This window comes from Moritella sp. JT01, from assembly GCF_001574435.1.
Taxonomy (GTDB): domain Bacteria; phylum Pseudomonadota; class Gammaproteobacteria; order Enterobacterales; family Moritellaceae; genus Moritella.
Genome location: NZ_LOCN01000007.1, coordinates 258,549 through 276,983 on the forward strand (window position 1 = coordinate 258,549; position 18,435 = coordinate 276,983).

Below are 18,435 nucleotides of genomic sequence, written 5' to 3' on the forward strand. Positions count from 1 at the left end.
TAATAGTACGGTTAATGCTGCCGTCACTTACAAGTCGCCATGTATCGCTGACAAGGTAATATCGGCGTATTGCTGCGCATCAAATTTAATAGGATTGCCGCCTGCCGATGGGTCTTGCTCAGCCATTATGCCGATTTCAGTGACACGTTCAGCATCAATACCAATCTCCCCCAGAGAATGAGGAATATCAAGTTGTTTACGCAGCGTTAATACCCAATCTAAAAAACTATCAAAGTCCGTATCTTCCAATGCAAGGTAACGGCTTAAACGCGTTAACTTAGCCTCAATGGCACTGCGATTGGCCTTTAAAACATACGGCATTAAGATAGCGTTCAATAAACCATGATGACTATCGTAAAGCGCACCGATAGGATGAGCGAGCGCATGCATGCCACCAAGGCCACGCTGGAAAGCAGTTGAGCCCATTGTTGAAGCCGTCATCATTTGCGCTCTTGCTTCCAGGTCGTTGCCATCCTCGACGGCACGCGGTAGATAGTCTTTAATCAGACGAATAGCCTCTAGTGCAATGCCTTCAGCCATTGGATGATAGCCATTAGTACAATACGCTTCTAAGGCATGGGACAATGCGTCCATACCCGTTGCGGCGGTTAACGTAGCAGGTAAGCCAGCGCTCAATTCAGGGTCTAAAATCACAATAGCGGGCAACATATTCGGATGGAAAATAATGCGTTTAATATGATGTTCACTATCCGTGATAACCGAGGCGCGCCCTACTTCTGAACCTGTGCCTGATGTGGTTGGTACTGCGACAACAGGAGCCATCCCTTCAGTGCAAATATTTAACCAGTTATCCTCCACATCTTCAAAGTCCCAGAGAGGACGATCTTGGCCTACCATCAAGGCCACAGCTTTAGCAGCATCAAGTGCAGATCCGCCACCAAATGCGATGACACCATCATGCTCGCCACGCCAGTATGCACTCACCCCATCGGTGACGTTCTCACCTGTTGGATTACCCTTAATCTGTGAAAAAAGACCACACTTTAAGCCTGCTTGTTGGCAATTGGCTAACGCGGCTTGCACCATAGGTAAGTCAGCGAGACCCGGATCGGTAATTAATAACGGCGACTTCATACCCAATTCTTGGCAAGTGGCCGGAAGTTCTTTAATGCGACCAATACCTGCGCGAATAGCAGTGGGATAATGCCAATTAGCAGTAAATTGATTAAGTTCCATGACTTCTCCTTACAGCGAAACCTTGCCAAACCCTGTTTTGAAAACGGGTGTGAAAACTATTGTAAAATTTTAATATGGAATGATTTCGGACGCGTTAACGACTCATAACCTAATGTTGATAAAGTACAGCCCCGTCCCGAGTTCTTCACCCCCGTCCACGCCAATGCAGGATCGAGGTAGTCACAACGATTAACAAAGAAAGTGCCCGTTTCGAGTTGCTCGCCAATCGCGATAGCAGTGTCGATATCTTGAGTAAATACCGATGCGGTGAGACCGAACTCAGAATCATTCATTAACCATATCGCTTCTTCATCACTGTCTACTTTCATAATGCCAACGACAGGACCAAAGCTTTCTTCGGTCATCACCCGCATTTGGTGATTCACATTGGTTAATAGTTGCGGAGCTAGGTAAGGCGTACCGACTTCATCCAGCGGAAAGTCACCTGTATTTATATGCGCAACAGCTCCTTTAGAAATGGCATCTTGTACTTGTGAACGCACAAAATCAGCCGCTGACGCTTTTACCACAGGCCCTAATGTGGTGTTAGCATCATCAGGTCGCCCAAGCTGATAACCTTTAACTAGATCGACAGACTTGCGGACAAATTCGTCAAACACGCGGCTATCTACATAGATGCGCTCGATACCACAGCAAGACTGTCCGGAATTGAAGAAAGCACCATCGATACAAGTTGCGACCGCATGTTCGATATCGGCATCTGCACGGACATAAGCCGGATCTTTCCCTCCGAGCTCTAAACCAACACCAATAAAACGCCCGCAACTGGCGCTTTCAACCATGGTTCCACCAGCTACCGAGCCAGTGAAAGCCACATAATCAATTCGACTATCCTTGATCACCGCTTCGGTATCCGCATGACTAAGATGTAAATATTGGAATACGCCATCCGGTAAACCGGCTTTTTGAAAGGCATTGAATAATTGTTCAGCACATAATGGCGTCTGCGCGGAATGCTTTAATACCACACTATTCCCTGCCATGATGGCAGGCATAATGACATTAATCGACGTGAGGTAAGGATAATTCCACGGTGCGACAACAAAGACAGCCCCTAATGCTTCGCGTTTAATATAACGCCGGAGTTCTGTTTTTTCTGGCAGTGGGATAGTCGCTAAAGCGTCATCTGCGGCGTCAATCATGTAACGAGCGCGCTCTGCTAAACCCGCGACTTCACCTCGTGCATATTGAATCGGACGCCCCATCATCCAGCATAATTGATTGGCAATTTCATCTTCATTAGCAACGAAAGCATCGACCATTTTATGGCAGATCGCAGCGCGTTCTTGCAGGGCAACATGGTGCCAATTAGCTTGAGCCACAACCGCCTTTTGCAAAATATCATTAACTTCTTCACTACTGGCGAGAGCACGCTCAACGTAAACAGAGTTATCGATGGGTGAATAGGTTTGCTGTAGCTGCCTTTTGCTCGTCATTATCGATGTGCTCCCTAGATGATCTCAAAATAACGTTCTAATTCCCAATCAGTCACCTGCTTTCTAAATTCACGCTCTTCCCACTCGCGGGTAGCGGCATAATGCTGTACAAACGCTTGACCAAATAGCTCTTTGGCGGCTTCAGAACGTTTTAACTTACGCGCAGCATCAAACAGTGTTCGTGGTAGCGATAGCGCTTCAGGATGGTCTTGCTCGTACGCATTCCCTTTTACTTGTGCATAAGGTTCTAGTTTCTGTTCTATGCCCATGAGACCAGACGCTAATGCGGCAGCGAGCGCAAGATAAGGGTTGGCATCCGCAGAGCCTAGACGATACTCAATACGCTGAGATTTTGCCGTTCCCGGAATCACCCGCAGTGCTGTGGTACGATTTTCGACGCCCCAAGTGGCATCAAGCGGCGCCCATAACCCCGGGACCATACGGCTATAACTGTTTACCGTAGGTGCGATCATCGACAAGAACTCAGGCATGTATTTTTGCTGCCCAGCAAGGAACTGACGTTGAGTATCACTCATGTTGTACGCATTATTGGGGGCGTGGAACACCGCCTTACCATTTTTGTCTTTTAACGAAATATGGATGTGACCACTTTGTCCCGGCCAATCACTTGACCATTTCGCCATAAAGGTAGCCATCAGATTATTACGTTGAGCCCAGACCTTAATAAAGGTTTTGAATAATGCCGCTTTATCTGCCGCATTTTGCGCGCCATCATAAGCAATAGCCGCCTCTAATACCCCCGGACCTGTTTCGGTATGCAGACTCTCTAATGGGAAATCCATCTCTTCACCTAGCGCCATGATTTGATGATGTAAATCGGCATGTACCGAATTACGGATCATGGAATAGCCAAAGCAGCCTGGGGTAAGTGGCGTTAGATTTTTATAGCCTTTTTCTCGTACTGATTCAGGTGTCTCTTTAAACATGAAGAATTCATATTCGAATGCAGCAGTGACATCGAAGCCCATACGGTCGGCACGATCTAATACTCGACGTAGCGTGCCTCGGGGACAAACCGCTTCGGCATGTTCGCTGAACTCGGCAATGAATAGCAACATATCGCCTTCGGCAGGTAGGTTACGACAAGTCTCGGGTAAAATACGCACAGGAGCATCAGGATAACCAGTATGCCAGCCCGTAAATTCAACATTATCGTAAAGCTGATCTTTGGAGTCCCAGCCTAAAATCACATCACAAAAAGAAAAACCATGTTCGAGAGAAGAGAAGAATTTCTCTTTGCTCATATATTTACCGCGCATGATTCCGTCGGCATCAAACAAACCCACTTTGACATGGCTTAAACCACGTTGTTCGATAATATGTTTTGCATCGGCAACGGTCTTTACTTCTCTTGGATTGAGCATAATACATCCTTATATTACAAGCCTATTCCGGCTATGCTTAATAATCTGTGACTGCATTATTCTTAGTATAGGAAGTGTAAGTGGGTTGTGATGAATAGAACTCATCATATTTAACAAAAACTAGCTATTTAACAATTTAAAAAACCGTTTTAGCGCTTAGTCGTCCTCTAAAAACAAAACCTCTATCGGATTAAATAAATGATTATGCCTATACCATAGAGACCAAATGCCAATGTCGTAACCATATATCAGCGTCACTTGAATTACGTTTCTATCCGTCGAATCAGGATAAGTGTTAGCAATTACCTGCGCTAATTTTTCGGCTAATGCTCTGTCATCTACAACATTGTCATTGAGGTAAACACTGGCCTTTACATACGTTGTAATACGCGTTTTAGCATTCGTAGACATCGTTTTTTTCGTACTGTCAGTAATACCGACATATTTAACCTGTAGGATATTGTTTAGTGCTTCTTGAGTATATAATAGACTTTTAAATTGCTCTGATTGATCTACGTTAGAAACAAATGCAGGTGCAAGTCCCGTCATAATGAAAACGCCGGATACAAATATTAAGTGAAGCTTCCAAACCTTATCCATGTTTTTTGGCGATGCAGCAACATTAACAACATATGTGCCAACCACTAAGTCATGCAAAGACTGTCGAGTTACGCGGTTAAAAACATAAAGATAGATAATTGCGAACAAACCACCAAATAACAAAATGGAGAAAGGATATATTAAGTAGGTAAGTAAATCATCGTTATGGATTTGCGCTCCATTTACAAAGAATGGCACTGCAAGAATGCTATATCTAAGCATTGATTTAGGCACACTAATGACTTGATTAGAAGCATCAACAACTTTTATTTTAAATGCTTTCTTACCAAAAGTTTGCCCATTAAACATGGCGCTATTCATCATTCCAAAATAAATCATGGCGATACTAAAACCGATTAATTTACCCCAACCACCTATTTGAACAAAAGTGCTTTCGAAAAAGAAGCCTAAAGCAACACCAATGACTCCAAGTATGAGGGAATCAACGAGCAAAGCTCCTATCCGTGTCCAAAATCCGCAAATCCATTTGTCTTGTACTTCGTCCAAAATTTAGTCCTTATTAAGCTATTTATCGCTATTTATCGCTATTTTATATTACAACGACTGTGAGAAAGTGTTCATTGCTGTCATTTACTAACAAGCTAAAATATAGGTTTGATTTTATTCGTATTTTCACTAAATAAAAATAACAAGAAGATTATTTACAGACAAACTGTGACCAATACGATAACAATCGGATGATAGTGCGTAAAAACACAAAGTATAATTAGAACAGAGAGGTAGGCGTTATCAATATAGAGCACGAGAGAATGTAATAGGCAAAAAAAATGGCGAACCAATGAAGGTTCGCCATTCTTTAATATTTGTTCAGTTCAATATTAGAACTGAGTACATCGCAAACTAGATAGCTACGATGTTTTCAGCGTTAGGGCCTTTTTGACCTTCGCCGATAGTGAATTCAACTTTTTGGCCTTCAGCTAAAGTTTTGAAACCTTCGCTAGCGATTGCGCTAAAGTGAGCGAATAGATCAGGACCATTCTCTTGCTCGATAAAACCAAAACCTTTAGCTTCGTTAAACCACTTAACTGTACCTTGAACTTTAGACATAATAATATCCTGTAATCTTAATGTTAAATTGCCTTAATAGGCTTGAATAGCGTACAAAAATCTGGAACTTAAAAACTGCAGAGCGAGGTATTATGAATAAAACAACGAAATGGAGAATGTAAACAAAAGGCTTTCTTGCTGAGGCAGCACTTTATAGAATATTTAAAAAAAGTCAAAGGTATTTATAAAATAAATAATGCGCTACCTGTAAACATTTACTTGCACCTCTGCATATTCTACGACATTTTTAGCTAGCCTAAAGCGACAATCTAGTTTTATATACCAATATAATAGAATTTAACGTTTTCCGAACGATTGTCGATTTAAGATAACCATTTTTCATTATCTATTTGTAATTAATAATAAATTTGGTACTGTTTATGATAATTTAAATGAAATTAACGTTATTCGATATTCAGTATAACAAACTGTTAGCTAGCAAACGACGGCACCAAGGAGAATGTTATTGATGACTCAGCATGAAAAATTAAACTATGTAGAATTTCCAGCTAAAGATATCCCTGCTACAAAACTATTCTTTCAAAAAGCTTTTGGTTGGTCATTTGAAGATTTTGGACCAGATTATATTGCATTTACAGATCAAGGTATTGATGGCGGTTTTTACAAATCTGATTTAGTATCAACAATCAGTAACGGTTCAGCTCTACTAGTTTTACTTAGTTCTAACCTTAAAAAAACACAAGAAGATGTTGAATTAGCGGGCGGAAAAATAACACAAGCTATATTTTCATTTCCTGGTGGTCGTCGCTTTCACTTTACAGAACCAAGTGGTAATGAATTAGCCGTTTGGTGCAAAAATAGTGCATAAAAATCATTCAAAAGGACTATATTAATATGCCTCACGTAGAAATTAAATATTCTGATAATTTAGATATAGACACGAATAAAATCTTTGATTCTGTCGAAAAAATAATTAATGATAATGACATGAGTGCTGGCGTATGCAAATCAAGAGCTTATCCTTGTTCTCAGTATAAATACTCTCATATACTCGTTACTGTATCGTTATTAACTAAACCTCATCGAGATAAAGCGTTTACGGAAAAGTTAAGTGGCGAAATAGAAAAGGCGATAAAAGTTCATCTCAAACAAAGCTTATATTTTTCGTTAAACATTGAATATAGTCTGGATTACTACACCACAAATATTCATCGTGTTGAAGGAGATAGCCTACAAGGTCTGGTTGAAAACGTAACCAGTTAAGATGTTGGCTCAATATATTAAGTTCAAATAAGTAAGAGGGGTTAGTATTAATCTAACCCCTCAGCTTTAAGCTAGATAGCAGCTTCGTTCGATTCCAATACGTCCTGTACTGCACCTTAATGCTCCCAAAAGCACATATAAAAATTCACGCCACCCTTTTGGAACCCTTTTACAAAACACTGAAGTTCTCAAATTAAAGCGCAAGCATTCTAGCCGTCTGCCCTGGCACAGATAATTTATGATAACGAGATTTAATAGTTTCGCTATGACTACTTAACCTGTCCTTATATGGCACATACCAATTAAGCTCCGTCTTATATGTATCAATAGTATAAAAACGCTCTTCAGAGCATTTATTTATAGCGACTAATCCACTTTTCTCGCGCTTAAAAATGAGCATGCACTTATCACTATATAAAGTTTCCATCTGTTTTCCTTTCATATCATTATGAAAGGAAATCATTTTAACCATATAGTCACGATTCCAAACATCCTCCCATCGACGATTATCTTTATCTTCACTATCTGGAAGGTCGTCACTATAAATTAAAGGAGATCCACCATCCTTACCTAAAATATAGGCATAAGCTAATTTTTCATTAATAGGAGTCATTATTTGATAACGAAAACCATCATTCGTCGGAATATCATGAGTAATAGTAAAGGTGACAGCCCTATCACTAGGCAATGCTTGACCATATTCTTGTGGGTCATGAAGTAAAGACATACTTCCATTATAAGAAAATGCAGACCTTATAGAAGCAAATAAAGGAAAATCATATGCACCATGATTGGTGTTATTCAAATATGGTTCAAGAAATGTATGATACTGAGAATCCCCCTTACCACCTGTTGTAATAACTTCACCAAAAACATGCATACCCGAAGTAATATCAGACGTAAATATTTGGTTAATTTGATAATCACTCATATGCTTAACAGCATCAATCCTAAAGCCTTTTATTCCCATACTTTTTAAAGATTGAAGATATTGACGCTGTTGCTTAACGACATAATCACTTGGATCAAGATCTGGTAACCCTGTATCTTTATCGTTACCACACAATCTCCAATATTGTACATTTCCTGGGTCCCCATAATCAGATATACACCCTGCAGGATGAAAGTCAAAACTAGAAAATATCCCTTTGTTAAGATCTCCAAAAAGCTTTTGTCTATTTATATATTCACTGTTTTCACTATACTGATTTAACAGCTCACTACCTGGATAGTTTAGATCACTTCTTTTCCAACTCTCATTAGCCATGTGATTTAAAACTATATCTGCGTATACGTCGACACCTTCCTTTTTAAGTGCTGAAATCAACGTCTGTAAATCTTCTTTATTGCCTAAAGGTGAGTCAATTAAACGAATATCTTGAGGCTGATAACGTGCCCACCACTCTTTCCCAGAAGATTTTAATGGTGGAGATACTAAAACTTTCTTATAACCTGCTTTTGCAATATTTTGGGCCTGACTAGTGATATCACTATATTTCCAATTAAAAGCATGAAGAATGGTGTCGGCGTAAACATTGCCTTGCGTTCCAAGTAGAAAAGTAGCGCCTAACAAAATTTTTATTATTGGGTTTGATACAAATCTTAAGTTTCGTTTCATCATTATTTACTAGTGTTGTTATAGGTTTGAACAGTATAAATCTAACTCTTTTTATAAAAAAATCCTTTCCTCTACATATTGGATCTTCGCCTCATTTTGTATGGGCCTCATTGTCTATTTAGAATTAACTTATAGACCAAGCTTAATTTTGATTCTTAACACGCGTTTATTTGTAGTGGTATAAGTAATTTGACCTCTAACTAAACGGTAAAAATTTAAATTTAAGTGTTTTATCATGGAGAACTGAATGGTAATCACAAATTCGAGTTTTTGTCTTAGCGCCCTGCAAAAGAGTGAATAATTAATAAATTACATTTTATTGCCATACTTGCCTACAAAAAGTGACTTGCTTAAACCTCCGTACATGCTTTTTGTTCCTTAATCACAAGGCTAAGCCTAATTAGTGTGATTTATTTCAAATTTAATATTATCTCCCCCCTTTGCCTCCACCCCAAACCTTATTAAAAAGGTTGATGTTATTGTCATCCATTTATTTATCATCACAGAAACAATTAATTATTTCTGAACTCTTAGCCAAATTTATAAATAACCAAGGGATTGAGACAGTGAAAAAAAATACTACACAATTTAAATATTCAGCACTTGCGAAAATAATGATACCGCTATGCTCTACAGCTATTATCGTAGGGTGTAATAACAATTCATCTACACCTTCAAAACCTGTCACTCCCACTATCCCAGATGAATTAATAGAACCGAGTATTTCACAACCTGTTCCAGTTGAACTTCGACCTACAGTCGCCCTACCGGATGACGCACCTTCGCCATCTAAAGAACAGTTTATTATCAGCTATATGGTCAGCGTTAATCCCATCGAAGCCTTGCAGTCAAGTGCGCCTCAATACACTCACTGGACGCTAAACTGCAAGAATATTAACCCCGTAGCTACAATTAGCGCTGATGAGTTTGGTCCTGTTTGGCTGCTTAATAAAAATGTACTCAATTCATGCAGCACGCTAGAAGTAAAAGATGGAAACCAAGTAACGCAAGTTACAGTGGCGATTAGTGAAGCTGACTTAGGAAAAGAATTTTTTATTGCAGACAATAGCACTAAAAAAGTTGAAGGGTCCCGTCAAGATGGACTACTCACAGCTAAAGGGCTTCCGCAGGCTGGTACTGATGTCACCATGCCTGATACCATCAACCCAGGGGAGTTTGATACACCTCAAGAAGGCATGGTTGCATTACAGATTTACGATGCCATGGGTGATTATACCCCCTACGAAAGCATGAACCTTCACCTCTGGGGAACAGATAAAAAACCAGATGGGGGTTGTGAAGGGTTAACTGATTCAGCTAAAAATAAAGGGTGGGACGATGTATCTGTGATCCCAGATAATAGTGATGACTTTGGTCCTATCTGGTATCTTCCTGTCACAAATACGGAATCTGGTTGCTTCAATGTTATCTTCCGTAATGGAAATAAAGATAAGCTTATTAACTCAAATATTAAAATAGATATTGCAACTATGGGTGATAATCGTTCAGTCACTTTTATTCCAGGTAGTACTGTTCAATACGATACTCGCGTACAAGCTTTTGAATTAGCCGGACCATCATCTGAATTCTCAATCGATACCTTAGGCGCAATCATGCTAGACGACAAAACTCTAGTATGGAAAGGTGGTGCAAATGCCGATATGGTCCAAATTATGTTCAACCATGATGGTAAATATAAAGTTAAAGAGATCATTGAAGATGGAAAATCTAAGAAGGTAGTTTCTGGTGCTTCAATTATATTGAATTCTACCGAGCTAACTGTTGAGCAGAAAACTAAATACCCTCATCTTGCTGACTACCCTGCATTTGCTTTACCCACTCTGCCAGCAGATATAGCACTTTCTTCATTAGTGAAAGGCAGTATGGTCGCGATTGCTTCAACCAACAATGGTAAATTTCGGTCCACCACAGGTATCCAGTACGCTGGCGCATTGGATGCATTATTCGCACAAGAAGCCACAGAGCTACAATATGGTCCAATCTATAATAATAACGACGTAACTTTCCGGCTTTGGGCCCCAACCGCCAGCAGCATCGAGCTGGTTATCTACAATAGTAATAAATCAGAAGCTCAACGTATTGCAATGGTTGAAGACAAAACATCGGGTAGCTGGAGCGTCGATCTTGAAAGTAATGCGGTAGATGGGAAGTTCTATCGTTATGCTATGAAGATATTCCAACCTCGTGAACAAAAAGGCTACGGCTATGAAGTTACGGACCCGTATTCAGTCAGTCTTTCAACTAACTCCATCTACAGTCAGGTAATTAACTTAGATTCCGACCAATTAAAACCAAACGGCTGGGATAGCTTAGAAGCGCCTCATTCCCAAAAAGAAAGCGATCTTTCTGACATGGTGATCTATGAATCACACGTCCGTGATTTCTCAGCTCGCGATGAAAGTACGCAAAATAAAGGCAAGTACCTTGCCTTTACCGAGCAAGAATCCGTACCAGTCGATCACCTTAAGCAGCTAAGTAAAGCAGGCATGACCCACTTACACTTAATGCCAGTATTCGATATTGCTACTATCAACGAAGATCCTGAAAAAGTCGCAAATATCGATCAACCGTTTAGTAAGCTTTGTGAGCTAAATCCTACGATAAAACAGTCTAATTTTTCAAACTATTGCACAAATGGTGGCTCTATTGCAGATGCCTTCGCAGAACTTACAGACGTCGACAGCAAAGACAACGCAAAAGTTCAAGAGCTCAATGAATACGTGCGTAGCGTCGATAGCTACAACTGGGGCTATGATCCGCTTCACTACACTGTACCAGAAGGTTCGTATGCAACAGAATCCGAGGGTTCCAAGCGGATCCTAGAATTCCGCGAAATGGTTAAATCAATCAAAGAAGATATAGGTATGAATGTGATTGTGGATGTTGTTTATAACCACACTAATGCATCAGGCCTGAATGACAAGTCGGTATTAGACAAAGTTGTTCCCATTTATTACCAGCGCTTAGTTCCTGATACCGGCGCGATAGAAACATCAACATGTTGCGATAACACAGCACCAGAAAATGCAATGTTTGCCAAACTTATCGATGATTCAATTCAAACCTGGGTCAAAGCATACAAGATTGATGCATTCCGTTGGGATTTAATGGGCCACCACCCACTTTCTCAAATGCAGGGAACACTTAAGGCCGCCCGTCAAGTTAATCCAGACGTATACTTCTATGGTGAAGGCTGGAACTTTGGTGAAGTCCAAGACGACAAACGTTTTGTTCAGGCTACCCAAAAACACTTAGGTGGTACGGGTATTGGTTCTTTCTCTGATCGACTGCGTGATGCCGTACGTGGAGGTAGCCCCTTTGATACCGGGGAAAGTATACGTAAAACACAAGGCTTTGCTACGGGCGCCTATGTGATGCCGAATGAGCTAGTCGACATTGCAGCCAATGTTAATAATGATGGGGTATCAAATGAATTAGCACGTACGCTGCATCAAATTGATCTCATTCGTTTAGGTATGGCCGGTAACCTCAAAAATTTCGAGTTTGTTGACTATAAAGGCAACACTCAGAAAGGTTCAACATTAGACTATAATGGCCAAGCAGCTGGCTATGCAGAACAACCATGGGAAACTCAAAACTATGTCTCTAAGCATGATAACCAGACGCTTTGGGATATTAATATGTACAAAATATCACATGATGTCTCGCTAGACGATCGCGTTCGCATGCAGGCGATCGGCATTTCTACCGTGTTACTTGGTCAGGCTATGCCATTTAACCATATGGGTGGTGAACTGCTGCGTTCTAAATCTATGCAGCGTGACTCCTACGATTATGGAGACTGGTATAATCGTGTTGATTTTACCCTTAATGACAACAACTGGGATAAAGGCCTTCCAGCAAAAGACAAAGACGCCGCCAACTATGATTTAATCGAAAAGATACAAACAGCAAACGCACAACCAAGTGCCACAAACCTAGAGCAGATGTTTGAATTCTACAAAGAGCTGCTTCGACTTCGTAAAGCATCACCACTGATGACGCTGCCGAATGCAGATGAGGTTATGAGCCGAGTTGATTTCCGTAACGTAGGAGAAGGTCAAACTCCAGGAGTCATTGTAATGAGCATTGATAATGGCTTAGCACAAACAACGGATTTAGACAGTCAACTTGACGCTATTGTTATTATAATTAATGCGACGCCTCAGAAACAAACAATGGGTAGTTTCCTCGATAACAGTAATAACGCTATCGACCTTATAGGATTTGAACTGAGTACCACGCACAACCAAACTAACTCTATTGCCAGTAACGCTAACTTTACTCATGGTCAATTTGAAGTTCCGCCATGGTCTAGTGCAGTATTCGTCCAAGCTCGTGATGGTGAACGCGGTGTAGGTCTTCCTATTACACTGAAGGCCGATGTACAATAAATTTAAGTGGTGACAATTAAGCAAAATTGCGAGTTAATATTAGCCGCAATTTTGCTTCATGTTAACCCAACCCTAGTTCTTCAGCTATCGTTAGTAGCTAGAATCCGGTACTGATTTCAACACCGAAAATAAAGTTTTTGCAATGGCTTATAACTTGTTATTCAATTAATAAATCCTTCCACCTAGATAGCTGAATCGATAAATGAAAATATTTTCATTTTAGACATTGCGCCAACACTTGTTGCTTCAACTTTGCCTTTCTTAAAAAGCATCAATGTCGGAACACCTCGAACATCAAATTTATTCTGCGTACTCACGTTATCACCGATATCCAATTTTGCTACTTTAATCTTACCTGCGTACTCTCCGGCAGCTTCAACAAGATTGAGGCCCGTTAATTTACAAGGTTCACACCATTCAGCCCAAAATTCGACAACGACTGGCACATCCGATTCTAATACGTCCTGTGCAAAACTTGCATCAGTTACGTTAAAAATATCCTTATTCACGAGCGTTCCTCTACCTTAAAGTGTTAAAAACAGGTATTCAGCTGTTATTTTGGGAGCCAAACGAGCAGCCAAATGATGGTTAAACATCATTCTCTCACGACTCTATTTCAATTTAAGGAAGGTGACCATTATTGAGTCAATACTGCAGCACAGGTTAAACTAAAAGCAATATAAAAAATCGTTCGTCACATCTTGCCGATTACCGGTAAGAAATTGATTTAACTTTCTATATTACCCCTCTAAATTTTTCGCCAGATTTATGCTTGCAACACCTTACCTAACCTTGGATAACCCAAAACTAAATGTCATTAACTGAATACGAAAAAGGAAGCATTTCAGCTTCCTTCAATTATGTATTTAGCACGCTATTTGATTGGCTATAGATCAGCTAACGCTGCATTAATTTTTTTAACTGCATCACTTGTTACCCATTGACTCCACATTGCTTTATTATTCAATAAGAAGTGTTCTGCGGCGTAGTCACCATCCGCTTGCTCTTCTTCTACCCAAGCAAGCTGTTGATTCATTTCGCTATTAGTAAATGAACGTTTGGAAAGGTACAGCATAACCGCAGGTTCTCTTTTAGAAAAGCTAGCGGTGACAATACTTTGTACAGGTGCGGCAGGATAGTCCGTCACTTTCGGGTTTTCACAGTCTTCGATGATGGTACAGTTTTCAAATTCATCACGGTTAAAGCCAGTACCGAAATCAACACGAACCATCTCATATTTATCCATAAGCGCGGTTGGCGACCAATAATAGCCAAACCATGCTTCTTTATTTTCGTACGCTTTTACCATTGAACCCGCTAATCCAGCACCGGAACCAGGATCAACTAAGTCAAAACCGTAGTCAGAAAGGTCCATCGCGTTAAATAAGTTGGTGGTTGATATCTGGCAAGTCCAGCCCGCAGGACACGCCATAAAAGCAGAACGACTAGGATCTTCTGGGTGTTTAAATAATTTAGCATTGGCCTTAATTCCAGCTAACGTAGCTAAAGACGGATCTTTTTTTACCATATACGCAGGCACCCAAAAACCAGAAATAGCACCATCAGAAAGTAGATCTCCCGCAACAACAATACGGCCTTCTTCACCACCTCTTTCCAGTGTTGCTCTTATCTGATTAGTCCAAAATTCGGGCGCGATATCGGGGGTGTTTTTTTCAATCATCGACGTCGCTGTTATCGTCGCGTTACCTGGCACTATTTCAACATCGCAGCCATAACCATTTGCTAAAATGAACGCATCGATATTGGCGACTAAGGTTGCACTCCCCAAATTCATGTCAGCTATTGTCACTGAGCCACATTCTGCTGCAAAGGTATTGAAAGACGCCATCGTTAACAGTATTGCTAAAGGGCATTTTTTAAACATAATAAAACCTCAAATTAAACTGAGTATATTGATTGAAAGTCATTAACGTTATTGTAACCACTATTTTCAATTGCACATTAATTTTCACTAAAATAATTGAACTTACCAGTCAAATTCAATTAGTTAGTTGCTAATTTCAATATGATTGGCGCTTATTCAAACATACACAATACTTAATGTAAGTCATTGAATAAGGATGCCAAGCGTGGAACATGAATCAATGGAGTTTGATGTTATCATTGTCGGAGCTGGTCCAGCTGGATTATCAGCGGCCTGTCGCTTGCGTCAACTGGCGCTAGAATCTGGCACAGCACTGAGCGTTTGTGTACTCGAAAAAGCCGCTGATATTGGTGGACATACCCTTGCTGGTACAGTCTTTGAACCCCGCGCATTAGACGAACTGTTTCCCGACTGGCAAAACTTAAACACCCCGGTGACCGACGCCGTAAAACGAGATGAAACTTGGCTACTTAGAAATGCGACCACAGCCCGTCGCGTCCCCAGTATGTTAGTCCCATCAAGCTTAGACAACAAACATAACTATATCATCAGCCTTGGCGATTTATGTATTTGGTTAGCACAACAAGCACAAGATCTCGGTGTTGAGATCTTCACTGGCTTTGCCGCCAACGATTTAGCATTTAATCAGGACGGCAGTGTTAAAGGCGTTATCACTGGCGATATGGGTCGCGATAAACACGGGAAAGAAAAAGATAACTTCATGCCGGGTATGGCATTGATTAGCAAATACACCTTAATCACAGAAGGTTCACGTGGTCACCTAGGTAAACAATTGATCGAAAAATACAAGCTAGATAAAAACGTCGACCCACAACATTACGGACTGGGTATTAAAGAACTATGGCAAATCGATCCCGCCCTGCATCACCCGGGGTTCGTGATGCACAGTATCGGCTGGCCATTAGCAGAACACGGCGCCACTGGCGGGGCATTCTTATATCACCTAGGTAAAGATCAGGCTTATGTTGGTTTGATCACCGACTTAAATTACCAAAACCCTAACCTCAGTCCTTTCGACGAATTTCAACGACTCAAATTACACCCCGCATTTAGTCGTTACCTTAAAGGAGGAAAGCGCCTTGCTTACGGAGCCAGAACTATCACCAAAGGTGGGTATAACTCACTGCCTAAAATGGTGTTCCCCGGCGGGTTATTACTTGGTTGTGATGCAGGCACACTGAATGTGGCGAAATTAAAAGGCACGCACACAGCAATGAAAACAGGTATGGTTGGTGCCGAAGCCGTATTTTCAGCAATCGCGTTAAATAAGGAGAATCTTGATAGTTTCACCTTATTATACGAAACGTCTTGGGTATACCAAGAGCTATATCAATCCCGCAATTTTGCACCTATCACCCACAGATGTAATGCCATGTTAGGTGTCACCTGGTTTGAACAGAACATACTGCATAAAAGCTTGCCTTTTACGCTGCACGATTCAAAACCAGATCACAGCCAATTACAAAAAGTAAAATCTGCCACAGAAATCATTTATCCTAAACCAGACAACGAATTAACGTTTGATCGGTTAGGCTCGATATTTTTAGCCAATATACAACATGATGCAGACCAACCTTGCCACCTTAAACTCACCGACCCCAGTATTCCGATGTGCTCTAACCTGCCCCGCTTTGCAGAACCCGCTCAACGCTATTGCCCAGCGGCCGTTTACGAAATAGTAACCATCGACGAAGAAGAAAAATTCCAGATTAATGCTGAAAATTGCATTCACTGTAAGGCTTGTGATATTAAAGATCCCTCACAAAACATAGTATGGACACCACCGGAAGGCGGTAGCGGACCCAATTATTCCAGTATGTAATACAAAGAATACCCATCATCATTATCTTAAATGACAGATATAAAAAAGCGCCACTAATCAATGATTAGCGGCGCTTTAATGTAAGTTGTTCAATCAGCGTAGTGAGTTACGCAACTAACCAACTTTATCTAGCTTTACCGGATTAAGCTTTACTACTTGTGCATTAATGTAGTCAGTAACAGCAGCTTGTTGCGCTTTACTTAAGTACAAACCAAGCTTAGTACGACGCCATAATACGTCTTCCGCTTTCTTAGCAAATTCAGTTTCAATAAAGTAATCAATTTCGCGGCTATAAACGCCTTGGCCAAAATGAATACCAAAATCAGCTTCAGATTGACAATCTTTAAATAAGTTCCAAGAATCTGTACCAAACTGATTAACATAACGCTTAGCGGTTTCAGGGTTTAGCCATAAATGCTGTGAACAGATATTGGCAACTAGCTGTGTACGAGGATAGTTAAAATCACCACCTGGTAGCGCAGTATCAGCAGTCCATGAATCACCTAACTTGTCAAAGTACGGTGAAATTAGATTCATCGCAGACTCAGCCAGTTTACGGTAAGTTGTTAACTTGCCACCGAAGATAGATAGCAATGGCGCTTGTGTGCCTTCTTGCTCAATTTCCAGTGTGTAATCACGTGTAATTGCTTGTGGTGATGACGATTCGTCATCACAGAGTGGACGTACACCACTGTAAGTCCAAACAACGTCACTCGGTGCAAGTTGTTTAACAAAATGTTCATTTACAACATCAATCAGGTAATCAACCTCTTCGTCAGAGATCGCTACTTTACGTGGGTCGCCAACGTATTCAACGTCTGTCGTACCGATAATTGAGAAGTCTTCCATATAAGGAATAACAAATACAATACGGTTATCTTTATTTTGTAGAATGTAAGCTTGTTCTTCATCATGAATGCGTGGAACCACAATGTGTGAACCTTTCACCAAACGAATGTTACGTGGTGATTTTTCTTCCATGCTTTCATCGAAGAATTGCTTAACCCAAGGGCCAGCTGCATTCACTAATGCACGCGCTGTACGCTCGAAACGAACATTTGTTTGCTCATTTAGAATAGTGACTTGCCATAGACCATCTTTACGAACGGCTTTTTCTACACGGCAATAGTTTTCAACTTCAGCGCCATTACGTTGTGCTGCCATTGCATTTAGGATCACTAAACGCGCATCATCAACCCAGCAATCTGAATATTCAAAACCTTTGGTAATTTCTTTTTTAAGCAAACCAGATTTCGCTAAATTTACTTGTTTGCTGCCTGGTAACGTTGTACGTTTACCCAAATTATCATACAAGAACAAGCCTGCACGAATCAGTATTGCAGGACGTAAGAAAGGACGATGTGGTAAACGGAAACGCATTGGTTTAACAATGTGTGGCGCTTTCTTAAGTAATACTTCACGTTCTGCTAATGCTTCAGATACTAAACGGAACTCGTAATGCTCAAGGTAACGCAAACCGCCATGAACTAATTTAGAGCTTGCTGATGATGTTGCAGAAGCAAAATCAGCTGCTTCATATAAGCCAACAGTTAAGCCTCGGCCAGCAGCGTCTGCAGCAATACCAGCACCATTAATGCCACCGCCAACAACGATCAGGTCTAACACTTCATTGGTCATTACTTTCTGATTTCCATTATTCATACTTAACTCACTTTAAATACATTCTTGTCTGAGCGAACGACCGCTATCGAACATCTGCAGTTAATATAGAACACTTTCATA

General features: G+C 40.7%; 13 protein-coding genes. 4 read left to right on the forward strand and 9 right to left on the reverse strand.

Features of this window, described 5'->3' with window-relative positions; genetic code table 11:
* Positions 1-27: 27 nt before the first annotated feature.
* The 5 genes from AKG98_RS07810 to AKG98_RS07830 form a co-directional block, all read right to left on the reverse strand.
* Positions 28-1,197: an iron-containing alcohol dehydrogenase gene (locus tag AKG98_RS07810; protein ID WP_067043810.1), complete on the reverse strand. Its 1,170-nt coding sequence runs from the start codon at positions 1,195-1,197 to the stop codon at positions 28-30.
* Positions 1,198-1,253: 56 nt separating this feature from the next.
* Positions 1,254-2,654: an aldehyde dehydrogenase family protein gene (locus tag AKG98_RS07815; RefSeq protein WP_067043813.1), complete on the reverse strand. Its 1,401-nt coding sequence runs from the start codon at positions 2,652-2,654 to the stop codon at positions 1,254-1,256.
* Between the two features lie 14 nt (positions 2,655-2,668).
* Entirely contained in the window at positions 2,669-4,039 is a 1,371-nt protein-coding gene (locus AKG98_RS07820; protein WP_067043816.1) for a glutamine synthetase family protein, read from the reverse strand.
* 156 nt (positions 4,040-4,195) lie between these two features.
* The gene (locus AKG98_RS07825; RefSeq protein WP_067043819.1) at positions 4,196-5,146 is read right to left on the reverse strand and encodes an RDD family protein; all 951 of its coding nucleotides are present in this window, start codon (positions 5,144-5,146) and stop codon (positions 4,196-4,198) included.
* Between the two features lie 354 nt (positions 5,147-5,500).
* Positions 5,501-5,707, reverse strand: coding sequence for a cold-shock protein (locus tag AKG98_RS07830; RefSeq protein ID WP_067043822.1), 207 nt, complete (start codon positions 5,705-5,707; stop codon positions 5,501-5,503).
* A 469-nt stretch (positions 5,708-6,176) separates the two neighbouring features.
* On the opposite strand from AKG98_RS07830, the gene AKG98_RS07835 reads away from it, so the two are divergent.
* Positions 6,177-6,536: a VOC family protein gene (locus AKG98_RS07835; RefSeq protein ID WP_067043825.1), complete on the forward strand. Its 360-nt coding sequence runs from the start codon at positions 6,177-6,179 to the stop codon at positions 6,534-6,536.
* Between the two features lie 26 nt (positions 6,537-6,562).
* Entirely contained in the window at positions 6,563-6,931 is a 369-nt protein-coding gene (locus AKG98_RS07840) for a hypothetical protein (RefSeq protein WP_067043828.1), read from the forward strand.
* Positions 6,932-7,124: 193 nt separating this feature from the next.
* On the opposite strand, the gene AKG98_RS07845 is transcribed toward AKG98_RS07840, so the two are convergent.
* Positions 7,125-8,552: an alpha-amylase family protein gene (locus AKG98_RS07845; RefSeq protein WP_228140248.1), complete on the reverse strand. Its 1,428-nt coding sequence runs from the start codon at positions 8,550-8,552 to the stop codon at positions 7,125-7,127.
* A 563-nt stretch (positions 8,553-9,115) separates the two neighbouring features.
* On the opposite strand from AKG98_RS07845, the gene pulA reads away from it, so the two are divergent.
* Complete coding sequence (gene pulA, locus AKG98_RS07850; protein WP_198155458.1) at positions 9,116-12,964, forward strand: pullulanase-type alpha-1,6-glucosidase; 3,849 nt, start codon at positions 9,116-9,118, stop codon at positions 12,962-12,964.
* A gap of 182 nt (positions 12,965-13,146) precedes the next feature.
* Here pulA and trxA read toward each other — a convergent pair whose 3' ends face one another.
* Positions 13,147-13,473, reverse strand: a complete 327-nt coding sequence (trxA, locus tag AKG98_RS07855; protein WP_067043834.1) for a thioredoxin — start codon at positions 13,471-13,473, stop codon at positions 13,147-13,149.
* Positions 13,474-13,850: 377 nt separating this feature from the next.
* Positions 13,851-14,849 (reverse strand): ABC transporter substrate-binding protein, encoded by a 999-nt coding sequence (locus AKG98_RS07860; protein ID WP_067043837.1) that lies wholly within the window; start codon positions 14,847-14,849, stop codon positions 13,851-13,853.
* Between the two features lie 205 nt (positions 14,850-15,054).
* On the opposite strand from AKG98_RS07860, the gene AKG98_RS07865 reads away from it, so the two are divergent.
* Positions 15,055-16,692, forward strand: coding sequence for an electron transfer flavoprotein-ubiquinone oxidoreductase (locus AKG98_RS07865; protein ID WP_067043841.1), 1,638 nt, complete (start codon positions 15,055-15,057; stop codon positions 16,690-16,692).
* 114 nt (positions 16,693-16,806) lie between these two features.
* On the opposite strand, the gene glpD is transcribed toward AKG98_RS07865, so the two are convergent.
* Positions 16,807-18,354 carry a glycerol-3-phosphate dehydrogenase gene (glpD, locus tag AKG98_RS07870; RefSeq protein ID WP_067043844.1) on the reverse strand — a complete coding sequence of 516 codons (1,548 nt, stop codon included), beginning with the start codon at positions 18,352-18,354 and terminating at the stop codon, positions 16,807-16,809.
* Positions 18,355-18,435 lie beyond the last annotated feature (81 nt).

Coding starts and splice junctions, on each gene's coding strand:
- AKG98_RS07810 (WP_067043810.1), bottom strand. CDS start 1,197: ATGGAACTTAATCAATTTACTGCTAATTGGCATTATCCCACTGCTATT.
- AKG98_RS07815 (WP_067043813.1), bottom strand. CDS start 2,654: ATGACGAGCAAAAGGCAGCTACAGCAAACCTATTCACCCATCGATAAC.
- AKG98_RS07820 (WP_067043816.1), bottom strand. CDS start 4,039: ATGCTCAATCCAAGAGAAGTAAAGACCGTTGCCGATGCAAAACATATT.
- AKG98_RS07830 (WP_067043822.1), bottom strand. CDS start 5,707: ATGTCTAAAGTTCAAGGTACAGTTAAGTGGTTTAACGAAGCTAAAGGT.
- AKG98_RS07835 (WP_067043825.1), top strand. CDS start 6,177: ATGACTCAGCATGAAAAATTAAACTATGTAGAATTTCCAGCTAAAGAT.
- AKG98_RS07840 (WP_067043828.1), top strand. CDS start 6,563: ATGCCTCACGTAGAAATTAAATATTCTGATAATTTAGATATAGACACG.
- AKG98_RS07845 (WP_228140248.1), bottom strand. CDS start 8,552: ATGATGAAACGAAACTTAAGATTTGTATCAAACCCAATAATAAAAATT.
- AKG98_RS07860 (WP_067043837.1), bottom strand. CDS start 14,849: ATGTTTAAAAAATGCCCTTTAGCAATACTGTTAACGATGGCGTCTTTC.
- glpD (WP_067043844.1), bottom strand. CDS start 18,354: ATGAATAATGGAAATCAGAAAGTAATGACCAATGAAGTGTTAGACCTG.